Source organism: Streptomyces triticirhizae, from assembly GCF_003696235.1.
GTDB classification, from domain to species: Bacteria; Actinomycetota; Actinomycetes; order Streptomycetales; family Streptomycetaceae; genus Streptomyces; species Streptomyces triticirhizae.
Map to the genome: position 1 here is coordinate 1 of NZ_RFFJ01000084.1, position 24634 is coordinate 24634.

At 72.7% G+C, this 24634-nt stretch carries 26 protein-coding genes and 1 pseudogene; 12 read left to right on the forward strand and 15 right to left on the reverse strand.

From position 1 onward, the window contains the following. From EBN88_RS16090 to EBN88_RS16115, 6 genes are all read left to right on the forward strand, one after another. On the forward strand, nt 1–1509 hold a 1509-nt coding region (locus EBN88_RS16090; protein ID WP_147472740.1), incomplete at its 5' end, for a CHAT domain-containing protein. A 112-nt stretch (nt 1510–1621) separates the two neighbouring features. Beyond that, on the forward strand, nt 1622–1813 hold the full coding sequence (locus EBN88_RS31910) for a hypothetical protein (RefSeq protein ID WP_122184577.1): 192 nt from the start codon (nt 1622–1624) through the stop codon (nt 1811–1813). Further along, nucleotides 1797–2324: a DUF6879 family protein gene (locus EBN88_RS16100; protein ID WP_122184578.1), complete on the forward strand. Its 528-nt coding sequence runs from the start codon at nt 1797–1799 to the stop codon at nt 2322–2324. The genes EBN88_RS31910 and EBN88_RS16100 overlap by 17 nt, the downstream gene beginning before the upstream one ends. After that, nucleotides 2321–3151 carry a helix-turn-helix domain-containing protein gene (locus tag EBN88_RS16105; protein ID WP_233580718.1) on the forward strand — a complete coding sequence of 277 codons (831 nt, stop codon included), beginning with the start codon at nt 2321–2323 and terminating at the stop codon, nt 3149–3151. The genes EBN88_RS16100 and EBN88_RS16105 overlap by 4 nt, the downstream gene beginning before the upstream one ends. 61 nt (nt 3152–3212) lie before the next feature. Then, the gene (locus EBN88_RS16110) at nt 3213–3437 is read left to right on the forward strand and encodes a DUF397 domain-containing protein (RefSeq protein WP_122184595.1); all 225 of its coding nucleotides are present in this window, start codon (nt 3213–3215) and stop codon (nt 3435–3437) included. 90 nt (nt 3438–3527) lie between these two features. Next, nucleotides 3528–4040: a hypothetical protein gene (locus tag EBN88_RS16115; RefSeq protein WP_122184580.1), complete on the forward strand. Its 513-nt coding sequence runs from the start codon at nt 3528–3530 to the stop codon at nt 4038–4040. On the opposite strand, the gene EBN88_RS16120 is transcribed toward EBN88_RS16115, so the two are convergent. The 6 genes and pseudogenes from EBN88_RS16120 to EBN88_RS16145 all read right to left on the reverse strand — a co-directional run bounded on the left by EBN88_RS16120 (nt 4033) and on the right by EBN88_RS16145 (nt 8521). Beyond that, complete coding sequence (locus tag EBN88_RS16120) at nt 4033–5004, reverse strand: peptidoglycan-binding protein (protein WP_122184581.1); 972 nt, start codon at nt 5002–5004, stop codon at nt 4033–4035. The two genes, EBN88_RS16115 and EBN88_RS16120, sit on opposite strands and share 8 nt — an antisense overlap. 202 nt (nt 5005–5206) lie before the next feature. Then, nucleotides 5207–5455: pseudogene (locus EBN88_RS16125) on the reverse strand (response regulator transcription factor); the annotation flags it as partial. A gap of 136 nt (nt 5456–5591) precedes the next feature. Then, on the reverse strand, nt 5592–5951 hold the full coding sequence (locus EBN88_RS16130; RefSeq protein WP_122184583.1) for a MazG-like family protein: 360 nt from the start codon (nt 5949–5951) through the stop codon (nt 5592–5594). A 25-nt stretch (nt 5952–5976) separates the two neighbouring features. Then, on the reverse strand, nt 5977–6798 hold the full coding sequence (locus EBN88_RS16135) for an endonuclease/exonuclease/phosphatase family protein (RefSeq protein ID WP_122184584.1): 822 nt from the start codon (nt 6796–6798) through the stop codon (nt 5977–5979). Beyond that, nucleotides 6795–7409, reverse strand: coding sequence for a dTMP kinase (tmk, locus tag EBN88_RS16140; protein WP_122184585.1), 615 nt, complete (start codon nt 7407–7409; stop codon nt 6795–6797). The genes EBN88_RS16135 and tmk overlap by 4 nt, the downstream gene beginning before the upstream one ends. Continuing rightward, complete coding sequence (locus tag EBN88_RS16145; RefSeq protein WP_122184586.1) at nt 7406–8521, reverse strand: radical SAM protein; 1116 nt, start codon at nt 8519–8521, stop codon at nt 7406–7408. Before EBN88_RS16145 ends, tmk begins: the two co-directional genes overlap by 4 nt. A 232-nt stretch (nt 8522–8753) precedes the next feature. On the opposite strand from EBN88_RS16145, the gene EBN88_RS16150 reads away from it, so the two are divergent. Together EBN88_RS16150 and EBN88_RS16155 are read left to right on the forward strand one after the other, a co-directional pair. Next, on the forward strand, nt 8754–9971 hold the full coding sequence (locus EBN88_RS16150; RefSeq protein ID WP_122184587.1) for a helix-turn-helix domain-containing protein: 1218 nt from the start codon (nt 8754–8756) through the stop codon (nt 9969–9971). An 11-nt stretch (nt 9972–9982) separates the two neighbouring features. Next, nucleotides 9983–10498, forward strand: a complete 516-nt coding sequence (locus EBN88_RS16155) for a flavoprotein (protein WP_325052762.1) — start codon at nt 9983–9985, stop codon at nt 10496–10498. 44 nt (nt 10499–10542) lie between these two features. Here EBN88_RS16155 and EBN88_RS30580 read toward each other — a convergent pair whose 3' ends face one another. From EBN88_RS30580 to EBN88_RS16165, 3 genes are all read right to left on the reverse strand, one after another. Beyond that, nucleotides 10543–10698 carry a hypothetical protein gene (locus EBN88_RS30580; RefSeq protein WP_158621398.1) on the reverse strand — a complete coding sequence of 52 codons (156 nt, stop codon included), beginning with the start codon at nt 10696–10698 and terminating at the stop codon, nt 10543–10545. Between the two features lie 209 nt (nt 10699–10907). Continuing rightward, complete coding sequence (locus EBN88_RS16160; protein ID WP_199742381.1) at nt 10908–11558, reverse strand: response regulator transcription factor; 651 nt, start codon at nt 11556–11558, stop codon at nt 10908–10910. Beyond that, on the reverse strand, nt 11549–12706 hold the full coding sequence (locus EBN88_RS16165) for a sensor histidine kinase (protein WP_233580719.1): 1158 nt from the start codon (nt 12704–12706) through the stop codon (nt 11549–11551). Before EBN88_RS16165 ends, EBN88_RS16160 begins: the two co-directional genes overlap by 10 nt. A gap of 216 nt (nt 12707–12922) precedes the next feature. On the opposite strand from EBN88_RS16165, the gene EBN88_RS16170 reads away from it, so the two are divergent. Then, a complete protein-coding gene (locus tag EBN88_RS16170; protein WP_122184598.1) occupies nt 12923–13534 on the forward strand; it encodes a DedA family protein in 612 nt (203 codons plus the stop codon). Between the two features lie 107 nt (nt 13535–13641). Here the strand turns inward: EBN88_RS16170 and EBN88_RS16175 are convergent, their stop codons facing one another. Beyond that, nucleotides 13642–14646 carry an arabinan endo-1,5-alpha-L-arabinosidase gene (locus EBN88_RS16175; RefSeq protein WP_407703418.1) on the reverse strand — a complete coding sequence of 335 codons (1005 nt, stop codon included), beginning with the start codon at nt 14644–14646 and terminating at the stop codon, nt 13642–13644. A gap of 156 nt (nt 14647–14802) precedes the next feature. Between EBN88_RS16175 and EBN88_RS16180 the strand changes: the two genes are divergently transcribed. The 3 genes from EBN88_RS16180 (at nt 14803) to EBN88_RS16190 (ending at nt 18879) form a co-directional block, all read left to right on the forward strand. Further along, entirely contained in the window at nt 14803–15489 is a 687-nt protein-coding gene (locus EBN88_RS16180; protein WP_122184589.1) for a helix-turn-helix domain-containing protein, read from the forward strand. Between the two features lie 130 nt (nt 15490–15619). Beyond that, on the forward strand, nt 15620–16357 hold the full coding sequence (locus tag EBN88_RS16185) for an HAD family hydrolase (protein WP_233580720.1): 738 nt from the start codon (nt 15620–15622) through the stop codon (nt 16355–16357). 116 nt (nt 16358–16473) lie between these two features. After that, nucleotides 16474–18879: a glycoside hydrolase family 65 protein gene (locus EBN88_RS16190; RefSeq protein ID WP_122184600.1), complete on the forward strand. Its 2406-nt coding sequence runs from the start codon at nt 16474–16476 to the stop codon at nt 18877–18879. 53 nt (nt 18880–18932) lie between these two features. Here the strand turns inward: EBN88_RS16190 and EBN88_RS16195 are convergent, their stop codons facing one another. The 5 genes from EBN88_RS16195 to EBN88_RS16215 all read right to left on the reverse strand — a co-directional run. Next, nucleotides 18933–19628 (reverse strand): D-Ala-D-Ala carboxypeptidase family metallohydrolase, encoded by a 696-nt coding sequence (locus EBN88_RS16195; protein ID WP_122184591.1) that lies wholly within the window; start codon nt 19626–19628, stop codon nt 18933–18935. Between the two features lie 198 nt (nt 19629–19826). Beyond that, nucleotides 19827–20717: a universal stress protein gene (locus EBN88_RS16200; RefSeq protein ID WP_122184592.1), complete on the reverse strand. Its 891-nt coding sequence runs from the start codon at nt 20715–20717 to the stop codon at nt 19827–19829. A gap of 132 nt (nt 20718–20849) precedes the next feature. Further along, complete coding sequence (locus tag EBN88_RS16205) at nt 20850–21251, reverse strand: nitrite reductase (NAD(P)H) small subunit (RefSeq protein ID WP_122184593.1); 402 nt, start codon at nt 21249–21251, stop codon at nt 20850–20852. Further along, nucleotides 21248–23872 carry a nitrite reductase large subunit NirB gene (gene nirB, locus EBN88_RS16210; RefSeq protein ID WP_122184594.1) on the reverse strand — a complete coding sequence of 875 codons (2625 nt, stop codon included), beginning with the start codon at nt 23870–23872 and terminating at the stop codon, nt 21248–21250. Before nirB ends, EBN88_RS16205 begins: the two co-directional genes overlap by 4 nt. A 2-nt stretch (nt 23873–23874) precedes the next feature. Next, a partial coding sequence (locus EBN88_RS16215) for an NAD(P)/FAD-dependent oxidoreductase (RefSeq protein WP_158621400.1) occupies nt 23875–24634 on the reverse strand: 760 nt, incomplete at its 5' end.

A 24634-nucleotide genomic window follows, 5' to 3' on the forward strand; every position in this document is an offset into this window, starting at 1 on the left:
GAGCAGCGGAGCGCGCTCGGCCGCCACCCCGGACTGGCCGGCCGCGCCGCCGAGCTGGCGCTCGCCGACCCGCGCCACGACCCGCCCGCCCGCGCCGAACGGGCGCTGCGTCTGCTGGAGGCCGGGCGGGCCGTGCTGTTCGGCCAGGCCCTGGAGACCCGCGACGACCTCGCCGAACTCCGCGCCCGCCACCCGGAGTTGGCGGAGCGGTTCGTCACCTGGCGCGGCTGGCTGGACCGGGCCGACACCGACGCGCTGCCGGCGGGCGCGGACCGGGCGCGGCCGGCGCGCGAGATGGCCCGCGTGCTGGCCGAGATCCGGGCCCTGCCGGGCTTCGACGCGTTCGGACTGCCGCCCACCGTCGAGGAGTTGCGCGCCCAGGCCCACGAGGGCCCCGTCGCCGTCCTGACCTGCGGGGAGCGCACCGGGCACGCGCTGCTGCTCACCCCGGACGGGGTGCGCGCGCTGGAACTCCCCGGGCTGACCGCCCCGTTGACCGCGCGCCGGGTGGACGCGCTGCGCCACGCGCTGCGGCTGGCCCGTTCCGGTCGGCCGCGCGCCCAGCGGCTGCGGGGGCAGGCGACGGTGAACGACGTCCTGGAGTGGCTGTGGGACACGGCGGCCGGGCCCGTGCTCGACGCCCTCGGGATCGCCGGGCCGCCCGAAGCGTCCGGGGCCGACGGCTCCTGGCCGCGCGTGTGGTGGGTGCCCGGCGGGCTGGTGGGCCTGCTGCCGCTGCACGCCGCCGGGCACCACCGCGACCCCGCCGAAGCGCCGAACCGGCGCACCGTCATGGACCGCGTGATCCCCTCCACCGTTCCGTCCGTGCGCGCGCTGCGCCGCGCCCGCGAGCACCTGGCGCGGCTGGCCGAGCGGCCGGCCGCCCCGGCCCGCAGCCTCGTCGTGGCCATGCCCACCACCCCGGGTCTGCCCGGTGGCGGCCCCCTCCGCCACGCGGCGGCCGAGGCCGACCTCGTGGCCCAACACGCCCCCGACCCCGTGCTGTTGACCACCCGGGACGGAACCCCGAACGCGGCCGGGGCCCCGACCGCACCCCGCGTCCTCGCCGCGCTCGCCGACTGCTCCCTCGCCCACTTCGCCTGCCACGCCGACAGCCACGACACCGACCCGGCGCGCGGCCGACTGCTGCTCGCCGACCACGCCGAGCGCCCGTTCACCGTCGGAACCCTGGCCACCGCCCGGCTGGAACGCGCGGAACTCGCCTACCTCTCCGCCTGCCACACCGCCACCGGCGCGACCAACGGGCTCGCCGACGAGTCCCTCCACCTCACCTCGGCGTTCCAACTCGCCGGGTTCCCCCGGGTGATCGGCACCCTCTGGGAGGTCGACGACCGCATCGCGCTCGACATCGCCGACGCGTTCTACGCCCGCCTCGCCACCACCCCGGCCCACGCCCCCGCCGCCCTCCACGCCACCATCCGCACCCTGCGGGACGCCTACCCCAACCTCCCCACCCTCTGGGCTGCCCACCTCCACGCGGGAGCGTGAACCCGCCCCGGAGCCCTCCGCGCGGTTTCCAGTAACGGAAACGGGATGGACTTGCTCCGGAGGGTGAGCATCGGCAGGATCGGATGGGCATCGGACAGCGGAGGGGTGGGAAGTGAAACTAACCCGCTTGGTGGGAGAGTGTGAGGACGGCGACTGCCCGACGATCTACGCGACGGATCGTGGGACGTTGATCGTGCAGGGAAGCAAGGTGGAGGGGCACCAGCTGCGCATTTCCGAGCATGAAACCCTGGTAGAGATTTCGGCGGACCTCATCCGAAAGGCAGTTCGTGACAACCTCGTCTAAGACACTCGGGGAGTGGTTCGACAACTTCGAGCGGGAGGCGTTCCGACTGGAGACCTTGGACGACTACGGCAAGTCCGGTGATTCGGTGGCCTACCAGGCGTTTCTCGCGGGTAAGCCGCAGCCCGAGTCGTTTCAAGATGCCGGCTGGACACGGACGATCAGGGACGCCGTCCAGGCGGGAAAGCGCATGTATCGTGTCCACATCCTCTCTCGCCCCCTGACCGACTACCTGCGGTTCGAACTCGGTTGGGGCTATCTGCGCAACATGAGAGCGGGCGAGGAGTTCTTTATCCTCGACACCACCGACCAGGAGAACCCGATTCCGGACGCCCCGGACTTCTGGCTCTTCGACGAGCGCGTCGTCGGGGCCATGCGGTACGACGGCGGGGGCGCGTTCCTCGGTGCCGAGTTCCCCGCCGAGGACCAGCTTCCCCGATTCCTGACCTATCGCGACGAGGCGTTGGCGCAGGCCGCGCCGTTCGCCGAATGGTGGGCCCAGTACGGCGCGTGAACAGAACGGGACTAGGGGCGGCGCTGCGGGAACTGCGGGAGACCTCCGGCCTGGAGGCCAAGGCGGTCGCCCGCAGCGCCGTCATGTCGCGCTCCAAGCTGTCCAAGATCGAGAACGGGCACACGGCTCCGAGCGTCACGGATGTCGACTGCATCCTCACAGCCCTGGGCGTGTCCGCCGAGGTCAAGGCCGAGTACATGGCGGCCGCCAGGGAGGCCGCGACGGAGGTGACGGCCTGGCGACTCGTCGGCCGACTCGGCTACAGCCGTAAGCAGCAGCAGATCCAGGCGCTTGAGTCGAGCATGAGCCTGTTGCGCCTGTTCCAGCCCTCGGTGATCCCCGGCCTCCTTCAGACCCCCGAATATGTACGGGCAATCTTCAATAGAAAGAATCTGACGCAGGAGCAGTTGGAGCGCACCATCGGCGCTCGGCTGACGCGGCAGCGTGTCCTCTATGCCGAGGGCAAGCGGTTCCGCTTTCTCATCACCGAGTCCGTTCTTCGCTGGCGTATCGTTTCTCCTCTGATGATGGTTGGGCAGTTGGACCGTCTGGTGTCCCTCTCCAGGCTGCCCAACGTCGCTATCGGCATTGTCCCCTTCAGTACGCGCCAGAGGGATTTTGCGGGGCACTCCTTCGTCCTCAAAGATGACCGCATGGTCACCGTCGAGACCGGGCACGCGGAACTCGTGGTGACGGACCCCCGTGACATCGCCCTGTATGTGGATAAGTTCGACCGTTTCAGCGAGGTCGCCCTGCACGGTGACGAGATGCGGACGTTCGTCACCGGCATCAGGGACGCGTATTTGCGCGAACAGGAAACCGGCTAGGAGACAGGCACTCCCGGGGGGCATCATGGTCTCGCGTTGTTCGGACCAGAAAGGCGCGGACATGAGTGATCTCTATGAAATCCCCATCGAGGAACCGGAATTCGCGAGGGCGTGCGGTGGCAACACGCATCCCGACGGGGAGGCGTGCGTGACCCTGGCGAGGATCGGGCCGGATGCGTGGGCCCTGGGTGACAGCAAGCGCCCGGACGCTGAGCCGTTGCGGTTCACCACCAGGGAGTTGAACGCGGCCGGCATTGATCCGGCGCGGTTCGACCTGCTCGCCTGATCGCGGGCGTCAGCCCTGTGGGCGGTCCTGCCCGATGTCGGGCAGGACCGGCCCTTGTGCCGTCCAACCGACCTGTCGCATCGGAGAGCTGTGCACCACCACGGGTATCTGTGGCTCGGGGAGAAGAGGACCTTCGACCGGGAGAGCGTTCGGCGGCCCGCGCCGCAGGCGCCGGGGGCCGGGGGCGACGAGGAGGTGCGGGAGCGGCATCGGGAGGCCGTCGCGGCGTTCCCGATGTCGGAGGTGCCGCCGCTCCAGACCTCGCACTGGCTGCTGAAGCCGCCCGCGCTGGTGCGCGGCACCTGGGCGCAACCCCGGGACGCCGGCCGGTGGTTGGGGGAACGCCTCGCGGAGGTCGCGCCGCGTTTCGCGGGCGAGGCCGACCGGTCGGCGGGCCGGCTGGCCCGGCTGGTGGACGCGGCGGTCGAGCGGCTGGCGCGGGGCGGGGACGTGTCCCTGGGGCACTATCTGCGGGGCACCCTCTTCCACTCCGTCGCCCTGGTCACCTGTTCCCCCAACCGCGCCGCACCCGGACTGCCCTGCCCGACCGGCGGTCACGGCGGCGGCGCCGGAGCGCCGCCGCCCCGCGCTCCGGTCAGTTGACGAGCGCGCGCCAGGTGACCGGGCCGGCCACGCCGTCCGAGACGAGACGGTTGACGCTCTGGAAGCCCCGCACGGCGGTGTCCGTCACCGCGCCGAAGTCGCCGTCCACGACCAGCCCGGCGCTCCGCTTGTTGAGCGCGGTCTGGAGGCCGCGCACAGCGTGGCCGCTGGCGCCTCGCCGCAGCGAGAGGACCAGCACGGGCCATGTCGCGGGGCCCACCTGCCCGTCGGCGACCAGCCCGGCGGAGGACTGGAAGGAACGCACGGCGGCGGCCGTGACCGAGCCGAACGCGCCGTCCACGACGAGGCCGGCGCCGCGCTGGTTGAGCAGATGCTGGATGGCGCGCACCCGTTGACCGGCGGCGCCGGGGTTGATCCGGGACCAGCCGCCCCTGAGGTCGCTGCCCCTGGCGTTCAGGAACGGCACCGGGTCGACGGCCGCGCCCAGGCTGCCGGAGTGGGTCTCGAAGTGCAGGTGCGGGCCGGTGACATTGCCGGTGGCGCCCATGTCGCCGATGCGTTGGCCGGCGGAGACGCTCTGGTTGAGAGAGACCCGGAAGGCGTTGAGGTGGCCGTAGTAGGTGAACAGGCCGCCGGAGTGCTGGAGCACGATGCCGTTGCCGGTGCGGCCGGGCAGCACGGCGGTGCCCCGGCGGATGACGGTGCCGGCGGCCGCCGCGTAGACGGCGGTGCCGACGGGGTTCGAGATGTCCTGGCCGGCGTGCCGGGCGCTGCCGCGCGGGGCGCCGAAGTGGCCGCCGGAGGGGAACGAGCCCTGGGTGGGCACGCACCAGGCGCCGTTGAGCGCTGCGGGCGCCGGGCCGCTGGCGGCACTGGCCGTGCCGTGGAGCCCGGCGAGGGCGAGGCCGAGTCCGGCCCCGAGCAGCAGCCCTCTGCGGGACGGGCGGCCCTCGGCCGGTTCGGTGGCGGGGTGTTGGTCGGGCGCCGAGCAGCTGACGCACATGGCGGTGTCTCCTTCGCGGCGTCACGGGCGGAGCCGGCTACGGGTGGGCGCCGGCCCGGTTGGTTCCCGCACTCTCCCCGCGTAGACATGCTCGCGTCAACACCCCGTTCCCCGCCAACTGCCCCCGCGCGAGAGGGACTTGGACGAAAGGAGGGGCCGGCCCCAACCCACTCCCGCCGCGCGCCGCGCGCGCGGCGCGCGGCTATGCGCCGAGATAGCGCAGCACCGCGAGGACGCGGCGGCTGTGGGTGGTGGCGGCCAGGGCCGTGAGGTCGAGTTTGGTAAAGATCGCGTTGACATGCTTCTCGACCGCGCTGCGCGAGATGAACAGCCGGGTGGCGATGGCGGCGTTGGTGTGGCCCTGGGCCATCTCCGTGAGGACCTCCCGCTCGCGGGCGGTCAGCGCGTCGAGGGCCCGTTCGTGGCCGCCCCGGGCGAGGAGCTGGCGGACGTCACATCCGGAATCGACCGCCCGCCGTGTTCGATTTCGTGGGACCGACGACAGCGGCCGGCGCGGGCAGGGGCGCCGGGCACGGCAAGGGCCCGGCAGAGATCTGCCGGGCCTTCGGCCTGCGACCTGGGGCGGCTCAGGCCGGCTCGCCGGACGGCGGGGCGACCCGGTCCACGAGGTGCTGGAGCCGCGCGTCGAACGCCTTCCGCGCCTCCGGGTCGATCGTGTCCAGCGCGATGAGCGTCGTGACCGCGACGTCGACCAGTTCCTTGCTGACGTCCGCCCTCGTGTGCGACGCGCCCTTCCTCGGGTTCGCGTTGTGCGCGCCGTGCAGAGCCTCCGCCACCTCCCCGAACTCCTCGCCGATCTTGAGCACGCGCAGCAGCTCCCGCTCCGTCTCGGTCTGCCCGCCGGTGTTCGCGTCCAGCCACGTACGGATGCGCCGGACCTGCTCCCACATCTCGTCGCGCGGCTCGTGGTGCGCCTCGCCGTTCATGCTTCTCCCACAGGTAGTACGGACGTCAGAAAAGGGCCGGGGCGGGACCCTCAGCCCGCGTCGGGTCGGCCACCGCCAGCAGCGCCACCGCAGTGGTGGCAAGCCCCACAGTCAGCGCCGAGTGGTCGGTCAGCCGGCCGGTCATCGTGCGCGGCTCGTGGACGTACGAGCAGCCGCGCAGCTCGCTGGCGAGCCGGCCGGACACGAAGGCGTGGTCGTAGCGGTAGCCGTCGCCCGTCTTCCCGACCCAGGAGTATTCGAGCGCTTCGGGGTGCACCGCGCGGAAGGCGTCGGAGTACCCCGCCGCCGCGAACCAGTCGTAGAACTCGTACTCGAACGGTGAGAAGAACCGGTACCGGGGGACGTGGGCCGGCTCCAGCACGTTGAAGTCGCCGATCACGAGCCGCGCGCCGCCCGCGCCGGCGGCGAGCTCGCTGCGGCACGCCTGCAGGAACGTGCGCTTCCGCTCGGTCTTCTCCGGCGTGCCGTTCCGGGAGGGGACGTACAGGCCGATCACGTCCAGCGGCCCCTCGTCAGTGTCCACCGTGACTCCGACCGCGCGGTGCGGCAGGTAGTCGACCCCGGTCTCCAGCGGCCGTGTCGCGAGGCGGCTGACGATCATCGCGCCGCGCTCGCCCCGTTGCTCGGGTCGGGGGAAGGTGACCGAGTACCCCGCTGCGGTGAAACGCTCCTCAAGGAACGCGCATCCGCCGCTGTCGGCCGTCTCCGTGAGGACGAGGACGTGCTCCGGCCGGGCTGCCAGGTAGGCGAGCTGCCTTTCGGCGCGCTCCACGCTCGGGTTGTTGAGGTTGAACGTCAGCACGTCGAGCGTGCCCACCCTGGTCATGAACTGCCCCTCATCCACGATTCCCGGATCGCCCGCACGACGGCGCGGGCGATCTGCTCCGGCCCCTCGGCGCTCGCGTCGAGCTGGAGTACGCGGACGCCGGCAGCCATGAGGAACCTAGCGGCTTCGCGGAAGGCCGCGCATTCCCGCTCACTCGATCCGGGCTCCCGCTCGTACCGGCTGTGTGCGCCCCGGGCCGTCAGCCGCTTCTCGATCACGTCGCTGCGCGCGTTGATGATGACCGCCAGGTCCGGCATGTCGGCGTGCCGGTTCATCTCCCAGACGACGTCACGCCCGACACCGTCGAGGACCTGGAGCACGAGGGACGAGCCCACGTAACGGTCGCAGATGACCGTCTCGCCCCGCGCGAGCGCCGGACGGATCTCCTCGTCGACGTGCAGGTAGCGGTCGGCGGCGATCAGACACGCCATCGTCATGCCGCGGTACAGCTCGGTCCCGTTGCGGGCCAGCGCCCCCAGGGACGTGTCGCTCGGCTCCCGCGTCGCGAAGACCGCGGCGCCCTCCTCGCGCAGCATCTCGGCGACCAGGGCGGCGACGGTGGACTTCCCCACGCCGCCGGGGCCGTCGAGGGTGACGAACAGCCCGCTCACGACACGTCCACCAGGGGGAGCACGCGGGTCTGCTTCGGCACGACCGGGCACAGCTCGGTGTCGACGGCCCCGATCCGCTCGCCGGCGGCGACCACGGCCGCCGGGCAGCCCTTGCCGCACGACGCCGACAGCGCGCACGACCCGCAGGTGGCGTTGCCGCCGAGGTCCCACCTGTCGCTGAACTTCCCGTAGCCGTCGAGCCGGGCCGCGATGTCGTCGTGCCGCCACACGTTGCCGACCAGGAAGTCGGTGTCCGGGTGCTTCGACGCCTGAGTGCGCGCGGCGAAGACCAAGTACGGGCAGATCGCGACGCCGCCGTCCGTAAAGACGTAGATGATGTTCCCGGCCTCGCAGCCCGCGAGTGGCTTGTCGTCGTTGGGGAACCGGATGTTCACCATCTCCATCCCGTCCGCCTCGAACGGGGCGGTCATCGCCGCGATCTCCCGCATCTGCTCGTCCGGGGTGCGCAGCTTCCCCTGGGCCTTCTTCGACGCGCCGCGCCCCATCGACCCGAGGGGGTTCATCAGGACGTACGTCGCGCCCTGCTCCTTGGCGAAGGCGACGAGCTTGCGGTACTCCTCGTCCTCGGCCAGGTTGTTCGGCGTGCACAGCAGGCCCTGGAGGATGCCGGCCTTCGCGAACCGCTTGATCGTGTCGATGGTCTCGGCGAAGCACCCGGGCAGGCCCCGGAAGACGCTGTGCGACTCCTCCGCGAAGCCGTCCAGCGAGACGTTCATGTGGGCGCCCAACTCGGCCAAGGCCGCGATCTGCTCGTCCGAGCACATGGTGCCGTTGGTGCACACGCCGACGGACATGCCGGCCGAGCGGAACAGGCCGACGATCTCGATCAGGTCCTCGTGCATGAACGGCTCGCCGCCCGTGATCGTCACCTTCGTGACGTGGGCCTCGGCGAGCTCCGGGACCAGGCGGTCGCGGATGTCGTCCACGGGCATGTACGTCCCGCGCTTCGTCGCCGCCACGAAGCAGTGACCACAGAGCGCGTTGCACGGCTCACAGATCTGGACGAGAACTTTCCGATTCGGTGCGTCGACGGTCGTCCGGAAGTAGCAGGACGCGGCCTGCTCTCCGGTGGTGATCGCGCGTCCGGACACAGGAACCTCCAGGTGAGGTAGGCGGGTTGGACGGTCAAGCTCGGTTGTGTGCGGCAATCAGGGCTTCGAGCAGGCGTCGCCGTTCTTCAAGGTCGCCCTCTCCTCGTTGACGCTTCGCTCGTAGGTTGTGGTGAACCCAAAGAACAGCCGCTGTGCCTGCCTCACGAACCGTAAGTGCGGTACAACCGTTGGTGAGCACGCAGTTCGCGTGCGTTGACACAACGGGGGCGAGATGGACGTGACTGGTATCGGGCGACGCCTCGCGTACTGGCGCGTCCGGCGAGGAATGACGCAGGAGCGCTTCGGCGCGGCGATGGGCAAGTCGCGCAGGTGGGTGCAGGACATCGAGGGTGGCCATCGACAGACCGATCCCCGGCTGTCCGTGGTGGAGTTGGCCGCCGAAGTACTCGGAGTCCGACTCGAAACCCTGCTTTCCGATCAGGCGATGCGGTCCGACAAGGAGTGCGTCGACGAGGCCGAACTCGGCGGGATTCGCCGCACTTTGAGACGGCATGACGTCATCACCGGGGCCTTCTCCGAGTCCCAGCCCGTGGACATGGGCGCCCTCCGAAGGTCCCTCGCCTACGGCTGGACCGCGTTCCAGGCGTCGGACTACTCACCCCTGGGGCGTGTGCTGTCGCCCTTGCTGATCGACGCCACGCGGGCGGCGGCACACAGTGCTGGTGACGCCCAGCAGGGCAGTTACGCCCTGTTGGCTCTGACCTACCAGCTCACGGTGGCCACGGCCACGAAGTTCGGCGACACGTCGCTTGCTTGGCACGCTGCCGACCGTGCCGTCATCGCCGCCCAGCGGTCTGGCGATCCCGTCGCCATCGTGGGAGCAGCGAGGCATCTGTGTGATGCGATGTTTCACCAAGGCGACTGCGACGACGCGGTGGACTTCGCGACGGCCACGGCTGCTCGCCACGAGGGAGACCTGGTATCCGGCCAAGGGATCAGCGTGCTGGGCATGTTGTATCTGAAGGCGGCTGTGGCCGCATCCCATGCGGACCGGCGGGATGCCGCTGAGAGGCTGATTGACGAGGCCGCGACCGCAGCGGCCAGGCTCGGGATGGACGGGAACGCGTTGTGGACCGCGTTTGGCCCGACCAACGTGGAAATCCACCGGGTGTCGGCTCTGGTCCGTTTGCACGATGGCGTCGACGCCGTGGCCGCCGCCGCGCGGATCGAGCCGAGCGGTCTCGGGGCTTTGCCCCGCGAGCGGCGGGCGCTGCACTTGGTCGATGTGGCGCGGGCGCTGAAGCAGGCTGGGCGGCCTGCGGATGCTGTCGCACGACTCCTCGATGCCGAGCGAGAGGCACCGGAGGAAGTCCACTGCCGCCCCCGGGCGAAGCAGCTGATCGAGCGACTGCGCGACGCTGGAGTCGGTTCCGCGAGTTGGGAGAGCCGCTTGCGCGGACTCGCGCGCCGCTGTGGACTTCCCGCATGACGGTTTCCCGCGTGCTCTACCTGATCGCCTGCGCCGCGCCCCCCGCGCGCCACATCCGGACAGGCATCGAGAAGGCTCAGGCCGCCGGATGGGAGGTCTGCCTGGTGCTGACGCCGTCCGCGGCACGGTGGCTCGAAGCTGACCTGCCCGAGCTGGCGAGGCTCACCGGGCACCCGGTGCGAACGGACTACAAGTTGCCAGGACAACCGGATCTGCTGCCTCCCCCTGACGCGATCCTGGTAGCGCCGGCCACGTTCAACACCATCAACAAGTGGTCGGCCGGCATCGCTGACACTCTGGTCCTGGGACTGATCACCGAGGCCATCGGGCTACACCTCCCTCTGGTGGCCTTGCCCTACCTGAATCAAGCGCAAGCGGCACACCCGGCGTTGGGAAAGAGCACGGAGTTTCTGCGGGCCCAGGGCGTGACGGTTCTCCTGGGGGAGGACGCATTCGTGCCGCATGTCCCGAAGCGCGGTGACGTGGCAGCGTATCCCTGGGATCTGGCGATCGAGGCGTTGCCCTGACGGTGCCTGACCGGGGCAGCTCGTGCCGAGCACGGCGGTGTCCGTCACCGCGCCGAAGTCGCCGTCCACGACGAGGCCGGCGCTGCGCTGGTCGAGCAGGCGCTGGACGGCACGCCCCCGGTGGCCAGGGCGCCGCCGGTCAGCACCGTGGCGGCGGCGACCAGCAGGGCCGGCCGGTTGCGGACGCGCTTGCGTGTCATGTCGTTTCCCCTCCCTGACGGTGTGGCAGAGCCATGTCATGCGGGAACGTGTCCCTCGGCACCGCCCTTCTCCACGTGAAACGCTACGGCTGAGACCGCCCGCCGAGCCGACGTTTCACGCCCGCGTGAAACGTCGGCTCGGCGGGCGAGGCCGTATCCTCCGCGCGCCCCCAACTCCCGCCCCCTCCCGCCGCGCGCGCGGCGCGCGGCTACGCGCCGAGATAGCGCAGCACCGCGAGGACGCGGCGGCTGTGGGTGGTGGCGGCCAGGGCCGTCAGGTCCAGTTTGGTGAAGATGGCGTTGACATGTTTCTCGACCGCGCTGCGCGAGATGAACAGGCGGGTGGCGATGGCGGCGTTGGTGTGGCCCTGGGCCATCTCCGTGAGGACCTCCCGCTCGCGGGCGGTCAGCGCGTCGAGGGCCCGTTCGTGGCCGCCCCGGGCGAGGAGCTGGCGGACGACCTCGGGGTCGAACGCGGTGCGGCCCGCGGCCACCCGCTCCAGCGCGTCGAGGAACTCCTCGATCTCCACCACCCGGTCCTTCAACAGATAGCCGACGCCCTCCGGCGAGCCGGTCAACAGCTCGGTGGCGTAACGGCGTTCGACGTACTGGGAGAGGACCAGCACGCCGACCGAGGGCCAGCGTTCGCGGATGGTGAGCGCGGCGCGCAGGCCCTCGTCGCGGTGGTGGGGCGGCATCCGCACGTCGATCACGGCGACGTCGGGGGGTTCGGCGGCGACGGCGGCGAGCAGGGCCTCGGCGTCGCCGACGGCGGCCAGCACCCGGTGGCCCTCGTCGGCGAGGAGCCGGGCGAGGCCCTCGCGCAGCAGGGTCGAGTCGTCGGCGAGGATCAGGCGCATGGCAACTCCGCTGTGATGACGGTGGGCCCGCCGGGCGGGCTGTGGACGTCGAGGTGCCCGTCGAGGGCGGCGACCCGGCGGGCCAGGCCCAACAGCCCGCCGCCCGCCGGGTCGGCGCCGCCGCGCCCGTCGTCGGCGACCCGCAGCGCGAGGGCGCGCCCGGGGCGGCCGGTGACGGTGACGGCGACCTCCCGGGCTTCGGCGTGCTTGACCGCGTTGGTGACGGCCTCGCACACCACGAAGTACGCGGCGGTCGCCACCGGCCTGGGCGGCTCGTCCGCCAGCTCGGCGCGCAGCAGGACCGGCAGCGGGCAGCGTTCCGCGAGGGTCTCCAACGCGGCGGCCAGGCCCGCCTCGTCGAGCACCGTCGGGTAGATCCGCCAGGCGACCTCCCGCAGCTCGGTCAGCGCGAGGGCGGCCTCCCGCCGCGCCTGGCCGAGGAGTTCGTCGGCGCGCTCCGGTGAGCGCTGGGCGCGGCTGATGGACAGGCCGAGGGCGACGAGCCGTTGCTGCACCCCGTCGTGGAGGTCGCGTTCGATGCGGCGCCGCTCCTCGGTGATGGCCTCGACGACGCCGGCGCGGCTGTCGGCGAGTTCGGCGATCCGGCGGCGGAGGGTCTCCCGTTCGCTGGGCCCGAGGAAGTGGTGGGCCAGCCGGGCCTCCAGGGCGATCAGCCCGGACATGCCCTGGACGGTGAGGAACAGCAGGAACGCCCCGCCAATGCCGGAGGGCACCGTCACGGTCGGCGAGAAGACCAGCCACGCCCACACCAACAGCGAGCCGTAGACGACGCTGACCAGCAGCGAGGCCAGCACCAGCGCGGCGAGCGCGGCCAGCGCGATGCGGCAGGTGAGATAGGGCAGCGCGCGGTGCGCCGGCCAGGTCTCGGCGATCTCGACGCCCAGGAGGCGGACCAGCCGGGCGCGTTCGAGCCGGGTGGCGCGCGTGACGAGGGGCGTGAACGGCGGGCCCTCCGCGCGGCGCGCGCCGCCGAACGCGCCCCTCGCGCCGCCGAACGCGCGCCCCATGACACCGATCGCTCGCCCCGCCCAGCCGAGGAGGACGACGGGCAGCAGCAACGGCCCCGTGCCGGCCCCGGCGGTGATGCCGGTCAGCTCACGGAGCCTTCGGCGCAGCTGTTCTCGCACAGCGGCGACGGTAGGCGACGCGTGGGGCGGCCGGTACTGCGGTCGACCACAGGGGCGGGGTGAGGTGGGCCACGCGGCGTGGCCGGGGGCGGACCGCGTGGCGGCGGGGGCCCGGCGACTTGTAGCGTCTGCCGTGTGATCGTATCCTCCGCAACGCACCAACTCGCTTCCTCGGCCGAGGACCCGGGCGGCATCGCCGGGTGGGCCACCGACCTGATGGAGGCGATGGGGGCCCCCGGCGCCGGGCTGGCCATCGCCCTGGAGAACCTGTTCCCGCCGTTGCCCAGCGAGATCATCCTGCCGCTGGCGGGCTTCACCGCCAGCCGGGGCGAGATGAACCTGTGGGCCGCGCTGGTGTGGACGACGATCGGCTCGGTGGTCGGCGCGCTGGCGCTCTACTGGGTGGGCTCGGCCCTGGGGCGGGAGCGGCTGATCGCGATCGCGGAGAAGCTGCCGCTGGTGAAGATCGCCGACATCGAGAAGACCGAGGCGTGGTTCGCCAAGCACGGCAACAAGGCGGTCTTCTTCGGCCGGATGATTCCCATCTTCCGAAGTCTCATCTCGATCCCGGCCGGCGTGGAGAAGATGCCGGTCCGCACCTTCCTGCTGCTGACCACGGTGGGCAGCGCCATCTGGAACAGCATCTTCGTGGTCGCCGGCTACCACCTGGGCGAGAACTGGGAGGAGGTGACCGACTTCGTCAGCGTCTACTCCAAGGTGGTGCTCGTGGTGGTGGTGCTGGCGGTGGTCGGCTTCGTCGTCTACCGGGCGACCCGCCCGGGCGGGGGCAAGCGGCGCGCCTCCTCCAGCCGTGGCTCCGACGGCTGAACGACGGGCGGCCGGCCGAACGACGCGGCGGCCGAACGTACGCGGCGGCCCCGTTCCCCGCCGGTTCGCCGAGCCGGGGAACGGGGCCGCGCTCTGCTCTTCGGACCTCAGTAGGCCACCGGCCAACCGCCGCTCCAGTCAAGGAGGTTGACGCCGAGCTTGGGGGCGCCGTTGTCCTCGCCGTCGTAGTAGTGGTAGACGAGCAGGTCGCCGTCCACGTCGTTCAGGACGCTCTGCCCGCCCGGGCCGATCCAGCGGCCGTGGCTCTCCAGCACGAACGTGCCGCCGCCGTCGCGCAGGTCCACGCCGTTCGCGTCGAGGAACGGGCCGGTGGGGCTGGAGGCCCGGCCGACCCGGATGCGGTAGGTGGAGTCGGTGCCGGCACAGCAGGTGCCGTAGGAGTTGAAGAGGTAGTAGAAGCCGTCGCGCTTGACCAGGGCCGGGCCCTCGATGCCGCCGCCGGCGGAGGCCACCGAGTGGAGCGTGGTGTCGCCGGGGAACTGCTTGCCCGTGGCCGGGTCGATCTCGACGACCTTGATCCCCGTCCACCAGGAGCCGAACGCGAGCCACCAGCGGCCGTCGTCGTCCACCAGCAGGCTGGGGTCGATCGCGTTGTAGTCGTTGGCGGCGGTGGTGCGGTGGACCATGCCCTGGTCGGTCCAGCTGCCGGGCAGGCCGGTGTCGCTGGTGGCCAGGCCGATGGCGGAGGTGTTCTGGCCGAAGTTGGAGACGGCGTAGTAGAGGAGGTAGCGGCCGTTGTGGAAGGAGACGTCGGGCGCCCACGGGTTGCGGTCGGGAGAGATCTCGCCCCACCAGTCAAGCGGCGCGGTGAACGCCGAGCCGGCGTCCGTGAACGCGGTCCGGTCGGGGGAGATCCGCGCCTCCAGCAGGTCGTTGGAGCCGTAGACCACATAGCCCTGGTCGGTGCGCACCATCGAGGGGTCGTGGATGCCGATGTCGCCGGTGACCAGCCCGGGCGGCGGGTAGGCGGCGGAGGCCGTGGGCTGCCACAGCAGCAGGGCGCAGGCCAGGCCGAGGAGGCTGGCCAGCGCGGCGCGCGTCAGATGTCGGGAACGCCGGGACCGTTCGCGTCTCGGTGGGGGGAAGCGCACAGAACTCTCCTTGTTCGGACAGGACTTGGTGTGGGGGTGGTCGCTGCCCCGTGCGCAAAGGTTGCCGGGGCGCCTGTGTGATCGGCGTCACATCGACGCGGTGTGGGCGGCGGTGATCAACGAGCGCGCCCGGCCCGTTCCGGCGAGGGTGAAGGGGTGGAGAACCATCGCACGGACGTCGGGCGCAGGATCGCGCTGCGCCGCGAGCAGTTGGGCCTGGACCGGGGCGCGGTCGCGGAGAAGGCCGGCGTCGCCCCCGAGTACCTGCGCTATCTGGAGGAACGGCCGGCCTCGCCGAGCTACGCCTCGCTGACCCGGGTCGCCCGCGCCCTGGACACCACCGTCGCCGAGCTGAGCGGCGGGCCGCCGCCCAGCGGCGCCGCCCCGCCCGAGGTCAGCCACCGCGAGGGGCTGCGGGTGCTGGACGAGGGCACCTGCTGGGAGCTGCTGGCGGAGCACAGCGTCGGCCGGGTCGCGTTGGCCGGCGACGGCGGCCCCTCGATCGTGCCGGTGAACTACGCGCTGGACGACCGCGCGCCGGACGGCCGCGCGCTGGTCTACCGCACCGCGCCCGACGCCGCGCCCGCCCGCGCCGTCGAGGCCGACGAGCTGGCCTTCGAGGTCGACCACCTCGACGAGGCGCAGCGGGTCGGCTGGAGCGTGCTGCTGGTCGGCCCGGCGCGGCCGGTCACCGACCTCGACGAGATCCGGTCGCTCACCGAGCGGCTGACCGGACCCGAGGGCGAGCCCGACGCCAGCGAGCCCTGGGCGGGCGGCGAACGCGACCTGTGGGTGCGGCTCACGCCGCACCGGGTCACCGGCCGGCGGGTCACCCTCGCCTGACCGCCGGGCGGTCGGGCGAGGGTCGTGTGATGTGCCCGTTCGGGTGGGTTTGCGGGGTGGGCGGCGGCGGGTTCCCATGGAAGGAGCGCCACGGCCGGTCCGTGGCCGACCAGGGAGGCGGTGGTGCCCGGTGACTGCGACCGTGCCGGACCTGTGGGAGTGCCACGCGGTGATCTTCGACACCGACGGGGTGATCACCGACTCGGCCTCGGTGCACGCCTCGGCCTGGAAGGAGGCGTTCGACGAGGTCCCCGGCGTGGACCCGCCGTTCGACGCCGACGAGGACTACCGCCGCCACGTGGACGGCAGGTCCCGGCTGGACGGAGCCGCCGCGTTCCTCGCCGCCCGGGGCATCGACCTGCCGGTCGGCGACGTCGAGGACACCCCGGGCACCGAGACCGTCTGCCAGGTCGCGGCCCGCAAGGAGGAGGCGTTCCTGCGCCGCCTCCACGAGCGCGGCGTCGACGTCTTCGCCGGCACCGTGCGGCTGTTGAACAAGCTGCACGAGGCCGGCGTGCCCTGCGCCGCCGTCTCCTCATCCCGGCACGCCAGGGACCTGCTGGCCAGGGCCGGCGTCCGCTCGCTGCTGGGCACCGTCGTCGACGGCAACGACATGGCCAGGCTCGACCTGCCGGGCAAGCCCGACCCGGCGCTGTTCCTCGAAGGCGTGCGCCGGCTCGGCTGCGAGCCGTCCTCGGCGGCCGTCGTCGAGGACGCGCTCGCCGGCGTCGAGGCCGGGTCGCGCGGCGGCTTCGGCCTGGTCGTCGGCGTCAACCGCGCCGAGACCGAGGACGCCGCCCACGACCTGAGCGAACACGGCGCCGACCTGGTCGTGGACGACCTCGCCCGCCTCGTCGTGCGGAGGTGACCGACGTGACCGGCACGACCAGCGGAACGACGGGCGCGACGACGGGTGTCACGACGGAGTGGACCCCGGCCGAGCCGGTGGAACGGTGGGCCGCCTGGGCCGAGGGGGAACGGCAGATCGACGGCTGGGAGTGGACCTACGAGGGCTACGACCCGCGCGAGGAACGCCTCCGCGAGGCCCTGTGCACGCTCAGCAACGGCTACTTCGCGACCCGGGGCGCCGCGCCCGAGACCGAGGCCAGCCCCGCGCACTACCCCGGCACCTACGCCGCCGGCCTCTACAACCGGCTGACCTCCTCGCTCGCCGGCCGCAGGCTGCCGCACGAGGAGATCGTCAACCTGCCCAACTGGCTGCCGCTGCGCTTCCGCGTCCACCCCGACGAGGGCGCCACCGGCGAGTGGTTCACCCCCGACCTGCACCCCGAGGGACTGCTCCGCTACCACCAGGAACTGGACCTCAGGCGCGGCGTCCTCAACCGCGAGGTGCGCTTCCGCGACCCCCACGGCCGCCATCTGAACATCCGCCAGTCCCGGCTGGTCTCCATGGCCGACCCCCATCTCGCGGCGCTGCGCACCGAGTTCACCGCCGAGGACTGGTCGGGCTCCATCGAGGTCGAGTCCGCCATCGACGGCCTCGTCGGCAACACCGGCGTCGCCCGCTACCGCGACCTCGCCAGCCACCACCTGACCCGCATGGGCACCGGCGCCGAGGAGCCCGACGTGGTGTGGCTGCGCTGCCGCACCAGCACATCCGACGTGCGGATCGTGCTCGCCGCCCGCACCCGCGCCACCCCGCAGGGGCCGCCCGAGGCCACCCACGACCGGCTGACCGACTTCCGCGCCGCCCAGCGGATGATCCTCCCGCTCAACCCCGAGGAGCCGCTGGCCGTCGAGAAGATCGTCGCCCTGCACACCTCGCGCGACCAGGCGATCGTCGGCCCGTTGCCCGCCGCGCTGGAACGGGTGCGCTCCGCGCCGGACTTCGAGGGCGTGCTGGCCGACCACGCCGCCGCCTGGGCGCGGCTGTGGCGGCGCGCCGACCTCCAGGTGCCGGGCGAGCCGGGCCATGTGCTGCGGGTGCACATGTTCCACCTGTTGCAGACGCTCTCCCCGCACAGCGCCGACCTGGACGTCGGCGTGCCCGCGCGCGGGCTGCACGGCGAGGCGTACCGGGGGCACGTCTTCTGGGACGAGCTGTTCGTGCTGCCCTACCTCAACCTGCACTTCCCCGAGCTGTCCCGGGCGTTGATGGGCTACCGCCACCGGCGGCTGCCCGCCGCGCTGCGGGCGGCGGCCGAGGCCGGTCGGGAGGGCGCGATGTACCCGTGGCAGTCCGGTTCGGACGGCGGCGAGGAGACCCCCGAGGTCCACCTCAACCCGCGCTCCGGGCGCTGGCTGCCCGACAACTCCCGCCTCCAGCACCACGTGGGCTCGGCCGTCGCCTACAACGTGTGGCGCTATGGACAGGCCACCGGCGACACCGAGTTCACCCACACCAGGGGCGCCGAGATGCTCACCCAGATCGCCCGCTTCTGGGCGGCGATCTCCGAGTTCGACCGGGACGAGGGCCGCTACCGCATCCGGGGCGTCGTCGGACCCGACGAGTACCACGAGGCGTACCCGGACGCCGAGCGCGCCGGCCTCGACGACAACGCCTACACCAATGTGATGGCGTCCTGGACCCTGGCCCGCGCCGCCGAGCTGGTGCGCACCATGCCGGTCTCCCGCCGCGCCGAACTCGTCGACCGCGTCGGCCTGTCGGAGGGCGAGCCGGACCGCTGGGACGAGGTCTCCCGCCGGCTGCGCGTCCCGTTCCACCAGGGCGTGATCAGCCAGTTCGACGGGTACGGCGACCTCGCCGAACTCGACTGGGACGGCTACCGCCGCCGCTACGGCGACATCCGCCGGCTCGACCGGCTCCTGGAGTCCGAGGGCGACTCGGTCAACCGCTACCAGGCGTCCAAGCAGGCCGACGTGCTGATGCTCGGCTACCTGCTGACGCCGGGCGAACTCACCGAGCAGTTCGCCCGGATGGGATACGAACTCACCGAGGAGCAGTGGCGCCGCACCGTCGACTACTACCTGCGGCGCACCAGCCACGGCTCCACGCTCAGCGGCGTGGTGCACGCGTGGGTGCTGGCGCGGGCCCGGCACGCGGACGCCTGGTCGTTCGTCAAGGAGGCGCTGGCCAGCGACGTCGCCGACATCCAGGGCGGCACCACGGCCGAGGGCATCCACCTGGGCGCCATGGCCGGCACCCTCGACCTGGTGCAACGCGGGCTGACCGGGCTCCGCTCCGAGGAGGGCGCGCTCTGGCTCGACCCCTCGCCGCTGCCCCAACTCCAGGAGTTCGGCTTCTCGTTGCGCCACCGTGGCGTCGGCCTGCGGCTGCGGATGCGCCCCGGCCAACTGTGGATCGGCGTCCCGCCGTGGGAGACCTCCCCGGTCCGCGTGGTCCTCGCCGACCGCACGGTGGAGGTCTCCCCGGGCGAGGACACGGCGCTGCGCCTCTCCGAGGGGTAGCGCCGACGGAACCGCCGTTCGCCCCCGGGGCGAACGGCGGACGGCGGGGCCGGTCAGATCCCGCAGCTGGGCGCCGACCAGCGTCGCGTGCTCTGGCCTGCCAGGTGCGCGTGGTCGTTGTGGCCGGGGAAGCCCGGGCCCAGGATGTGGTTGAAGCCGTGGTAGCGCGCCTGCTTCACGATCGTGCAGAAGCTCGGCGAGCCGGTCAGGTCGATCGCCGTGCCGTAGAGGTGGTTGCTGCCCGCCGCCCCGCCAACGGCGTTGTTGCACGCGTGGGAGCGGAAGCCGCTGCTGGTGGTGAGGGGCCGGTCGCCGAGGGCGTGGCGCAGCGCCTCCAGCTTCCACATCGCCCTCAGGGCGTTCTGTTTGGCGGTCGCGGCGCTCACCGCTCCGCCCGACCAACTGCTGTTGCAGCGGTTCATCTCGGCGTAGGTGAAGTGGATCGGGGTGCAGTCGTTGTCCTGGAGGTCGTAGATCTTGCCGAAGGTCTGCGGCCCGGCGATGCCGTCGGCCGACAGGCCGTACGCCTGCTGGAAGCGCTTGACGGCGGCCTTGGTGGCCGGGCCGAACTTCCCGTCGATCGCCAGCTGGGCGCCGTAGCCCGGGTAGCCGGCGACGCGGATCTGGAGCTGGGTGACGTCGTTACCGCTGTGGCCCTCCTTGAGGGTGCGGTTCCAGGTGTAGCACCCGTCGGCCTGCGCGGTGCCGGCGGTGGCCACCGTTCCCACCAAGGCGGCTGAGGCGATCATGACAAACGTGAGAAGCGTGCGAAGAAGTCGACTCACAACGTGGCACCTCCGTGAGAGGAGTGGGAGAACGAGCGTGCCCGAGGGAGTCAACGCGCGTCAACCACGCGTGCGACGCGCGTAGTTGACGCTTGGTCGACGGGAAGGCGAGCGGCGGGTGCCCGAGCGCCCGCCGCGCGGAGTCCCCGGAGCCCGACGGACTCAGTCCCCGTGGGGGACGACCGCGACCGGGGTGCGGGCGTGGTGGAGCGCGGCGTGGGTGACGGGGCCGGCGCGCATGGCGAGCAGCGGGCGGCGCGTTCGGCGTCCCGTGACCACCAGCGCCGCGTGTACGGACGCGGCGTCCAGCAGCACCTCGGCGGCGTTCCCGTACCGCAGGTGTTCGATGACCGGAACGCCCGGGTAGCGCTGGCGCCAGGGCGCGAGTACCCGGACCAGCTCCTCGCCCTGGCGGGCCTGGAGGTCCAGGTGCTCGTCGTTGTTCTCCAGGTTCTCCGGGGGCGTGGAGCCGAAGAGCGAGGGCGTGCCCCAGGCGCGCACCGCGCGCACGGCCGCGCCGCGCGCCGAGGCCGTGGTGAAGGCGAACTCCAGCAGCGCGGCGGCCGGTTCGCCCATGTCCTTGAGGCCCACCACGATCTCGTCGCCCTCGGCCGCCTCGCCCGGCGCCTGGTCGGTCGGCTCCCCGTACGGGCCGGAGCGGACGAGGACCACGGGCCGCGTGCTGTGGGTGATCACCGGCAGGCCCACCGAGCCCAGCAGGAAGCCGGCGATCGGGCCGTGGCCCCGCGAGCCCATCACCAGCAGCTCGGACCTGGCGGCCTGTTCCACCAGCCCGGCCGTGGCCATCTCGCCCAGCAGCGCGGTGCTGATGGTCAGCCCCGGGTGGCGGTCGGCGACCTCGTCGTGGTGGTCCTGGAGCAGCTGCCGGGACGCCGGCTCGTCCGGCACCGGCGGCGCGTACAGCGGCTCGTTGATCCAGGCGTGCACCAGGTGCAGGGGCAGTCCGCGACGCGCCGCCTCGCGGGCCGCCCACTCGGCGGCGGCCCGGCTCTGCGGGGAGCCGTCCACGCCGACGGTGATGGGGCGGGTCATGGCGTACCTCGTTCTCGGCGACGGCGGTGGTCCCACGCCGTGGAACACACCCTCGCCCCCACTCTCACCCGCTCCCGTCCGGGCGGCGAGTCCAGGGCGCCCGCCCGGGGCACGCCGCCCGCGCGGCGGGCCTCAGCGCGTCCGGACCGGGTAGACCGGCAGCGCCAGCGACGGGTCCTCGGGCGCGTCCAGGCAGACGCCCGTCACCAGGTCGAAGCGCTGCTTGAGCAGCGGCGACGCGACAAACGGCCGGTCCCCGTTGCCCGTTGAGCCCAGCAGCCCACGGGAGAGCACCCAGGCGCCGGTGAACGGGTCCTGGTTGCCGACGGCGTAGGCGCGGCCGTGCCGGTCGACGAAGACGGCGGCCTGCCGCCCGTCCGGCAGCAGCACGGCCGCGCCACGCCCCGGCACCAGTTCGGCCAGCCGGCAGACGGGGACCCACGCCCCCTCGTGGGCGATCTCCAGCAGGGCGGTCCCGGGGGCCGCGACGGGCGCGGGCGCGGGGCGGGCGAGCGTGGCGGTGGAGGTCGTCATGACGGGTTGTTCCCTTCCAGGGTGCGGACGGGCAGCGTGGGCCCGGCCAGCACGGTCAGATCCGGCTTGTGCTGGTCCCGTTCCTCGACGAACCGGACCGAGGGGTCGGGGGTGCCGGGCGCGTTGACGAAGGAGACGAAGCGCGCCAGCTTCTCCGGGTCGTCGAGCGTCTCGGCCCACTCGTCCCGGTAGTTGGCCACATGGGCGGCCATCTGGGCCTCCAGCTCCTCGCAGATGCCCAGCGAGTCGTGGACCACGACGTCCCGCACGTGGTCGAGGCCGCCGCCGATCCGCTCCAGCCAGACCGAGGTGCGCTCCAGCCGGTCGGCGGTGCGGATGTAGAACATCAGGAACCGGTCGATCAGCCGGACCAGTTCCGCGTCCGACAGGTCCTGCGCCAGCAGGTCGGCGTGGCGCGGGGTGGCGCCGCCGTTGCCGCCGACGTGGAGGTTCCAGCCGTTGGCCGTCGCGATGATCCCGAAGTCCTTGCTCATCGCCTCGGCGCACTCGCGGGCGCAGCCGGAGACGGCGGACTTCAGCTTGTGCGGGGAACGCAGCCCCCGGTAGCGCAGCTCCAGGTCGATCGCCATCCGCACGCTGTCCCGCACCCCGTAGCGGCACCAGGTGGAGCCCACACAGCTCTTCACGGTGCGCAGCGCCTTGCCGTAGGCGTGCCCGGACTCGAAGCCGGCCTCCACCAACCGTGCCCAGATCAGCGGCAGTTGGTCGACGCGGGCGCCGAACATGTCGATCCGCTGGCCGCCGGTGATCTTGGTGTAGAGGTTGAAGTCGCGGGCCACCTCGCCGATCACGATCAGCTTCTCCGGCGAGATCTCCCCGCCGGGGACGCGCGGCACGATCGAGTACGAGCCGTTCTTCTGGAGGTTGGCGAGGAAGTGGTCGTTGGTGTCCTGCAACGCGGCCTGCTCGCCGGCCAGCACGTGGTTGTCCGCGCCGATGCTGGGCGCCAGCGAGGCGATGATCGAGCCGACCGCCGGCTTGCACACCTCGCAGCCGTCCCCGCCGCGCGCCTCGGCCCTGCCGTGCCCGTCGAGCAGCTCCCGGTAGGAGGTGATCCGCAGGCTGGCCACGATCTCGAACAGCTCCTGCCGGGTGTGCGCGAAGCAGCCGCACAGCCCGTTGTCCACGGCGATCCCGCCGGCCTCCAGCGCGGCGTTGACCAGCTGGCCCAGCACCTTGACGCAGGAGCCGCAGCCGGTGCCGGCCCGGGTGCACTTCTTCACCTCGGGCACCGAGGTGCGGCCGTCCTCGGTGACGGTCGCCACGATGGCGCCCTTGGTGACGTTGTGGCAGCTGCACACGACCGCCGTGTCCGGCAGCGAGGTCGGGCCCAGCGCCGCCGCCGGCGCCAACCCGGCCGGCAGCACCAGCTGTTCGGGCGCGGCCGGCGGCACCGAGCCGGTCAGCGGGCGCAGCAGCCCGTAGGCGTCGGCGTCGCCGACCAGCACCCCGCCCAGCAGCGTGCCGTCCTGGCCGATCACCAGCTTCTTGTAGACGCCGGCGCGGGAGTCGGCGTAGACGACGTCGAGACAGTTCTCGGTGCGGCCGTGCGCGTCGCCGAAGCTGGCGACGTCCACGCCCAGCAGCTTGAGCTTGGTGGAGGTGTCCGCCCCGGTGAACGGCGTGGCCGCCCGGCCGGCCACCACGTCGGCCGCCGTCGCCGCCATCTCGTAGCCGGGCGCCACCAGGCCGTAGACCATCCCGTCGCTGGCCAGCGCGCACTCGCCGATGGCCAGCACGTTCGGGTCGGAGGTCACGCACCGCTCGTCCACGGCGATCCCGCCGCGCTCGCCGACCCGCAGCCCGGCCGCCCTGGCCAGCTCGTCGCGCGGCCGGATGCCGGCGGAGAAGATCACCAGGTCGGTGGCGACCGTCGAACCGTCCGACAGCACCATCCCGTTGACCGCGCCGCGCTCGTCCGTGGTGATCTCCTGGCCGCCGACGCCGGTGTGCACCAACAGGCCCAGCTCCTCGACGGTGCGGCGCAGCGCGTTGCCGCCGCCCTCGTCGACCTGGAGCGCCATCAGCCGGGGGTGGAACTCCACGATGTGGGTGGTCAGGCCCAGGTCGCGCAGCGCGCCGGCCGCCTCAAGGCCCAACAGGCCGCCGCCGACGACCAGTCCGGTGCGGACCCGGCCGGCGTGGTCGCGTATCGCCTCCAGGTCCTCGATGGTGCGGTAGACGAAGCAGCCTTCGGCCTCGCGGCCCGGCATCGGCGGAACGAACGGGGAGGAGCCGGTGGCCAGCACCAGCGTCGTGTAGGGCACGACCCGGCCGGAGCGGGTGGTGACGGTGCGGGCCGCCCGGTCCAGGGCGACGGCCGGGTCGCCCAGCGACAGCTCGATGCCGTGCCGCTCCAGGAACCCCTCGGGGACCAGGGAGAGTTCCTCGGCGCTGGTGCCGGAGAACCAGGAGGTCAGATGGACCCGGTCGTAGGCGGGGCGGGGCTCCTCGGCGAGCACCACCACCCGGGCGCTGGCGGTGACGCCGCGCTGGGCCAACTCCTCCAGGAGGCGCTGGCCGACCATCCCGTGGCCGACCACCACCACCGTCTCCTCCGTCTCCTCGGGCGGGACGGGCCTCGGCGACCGCTCGGTCATGTCTACAACCCTCCGTCGTCGGTCAGCAGATGGAGCAGGGGCGTGTCGGGCAGCGGCTCGTCGCCCTCCCAGGCGCGGGCCAGGGTGCCGACGCCGCCGAGGTCCCCGATGAGCACGCCGCCGCGCAGCCGGTCCTCGCGGACCACGAGCCTGCGGTAGGTGCCCCGGGTGGCGTCGGCCAGCCGGACCTCCTCGTCGCCTGGTCCGGCCTCGGGCACGCCGAAGGCGGCCAGGTCCCACGGCTCGTCGGCCGTCGCGCCCAGCGTGAGCCGGGTCAACGACCTGGTGCCCCGGTAGCGTTGGCCGCCGCCGGTGAGCACCGAGGCGAGCACGTCCGCCTGGTCCTGGGCCGGAACGGCCAGGCCGTAGAGGCGGCCGGCGTGTTCGGCGCAGTCGCCCAGCGCGTGGACGGCCGGGTCGCTGGTGCGCAGCGCGTCGTCCACGGCGATCCCGCCGTGCGCGCCGAGCGCCAGCCCGGCCTCGCGGGCCAGCGCGACGCGGGGGCGTACCCCACGGGCCACCACCACCAGCGCGGCCTCGTGCGCGGTGCCGTCGTCCAGGGTGACGCCGGTGACACGCCCGGCGTCGGCGCGCAGCGCGCGCACCGAGCGGCCGGTGCGCACCTCGACGCCGGCCTCCGCCAGCCGCGCGCGGAGCAACGCGGCCGCACCGGCGTCGAGTTGGCCCCCCATCAGCCGCTCGGCCGCCTCGACCAGCAGCACCCGGCAGCCGCGTTCGGCGAGCGCGCCGGCGGCCGAGGCG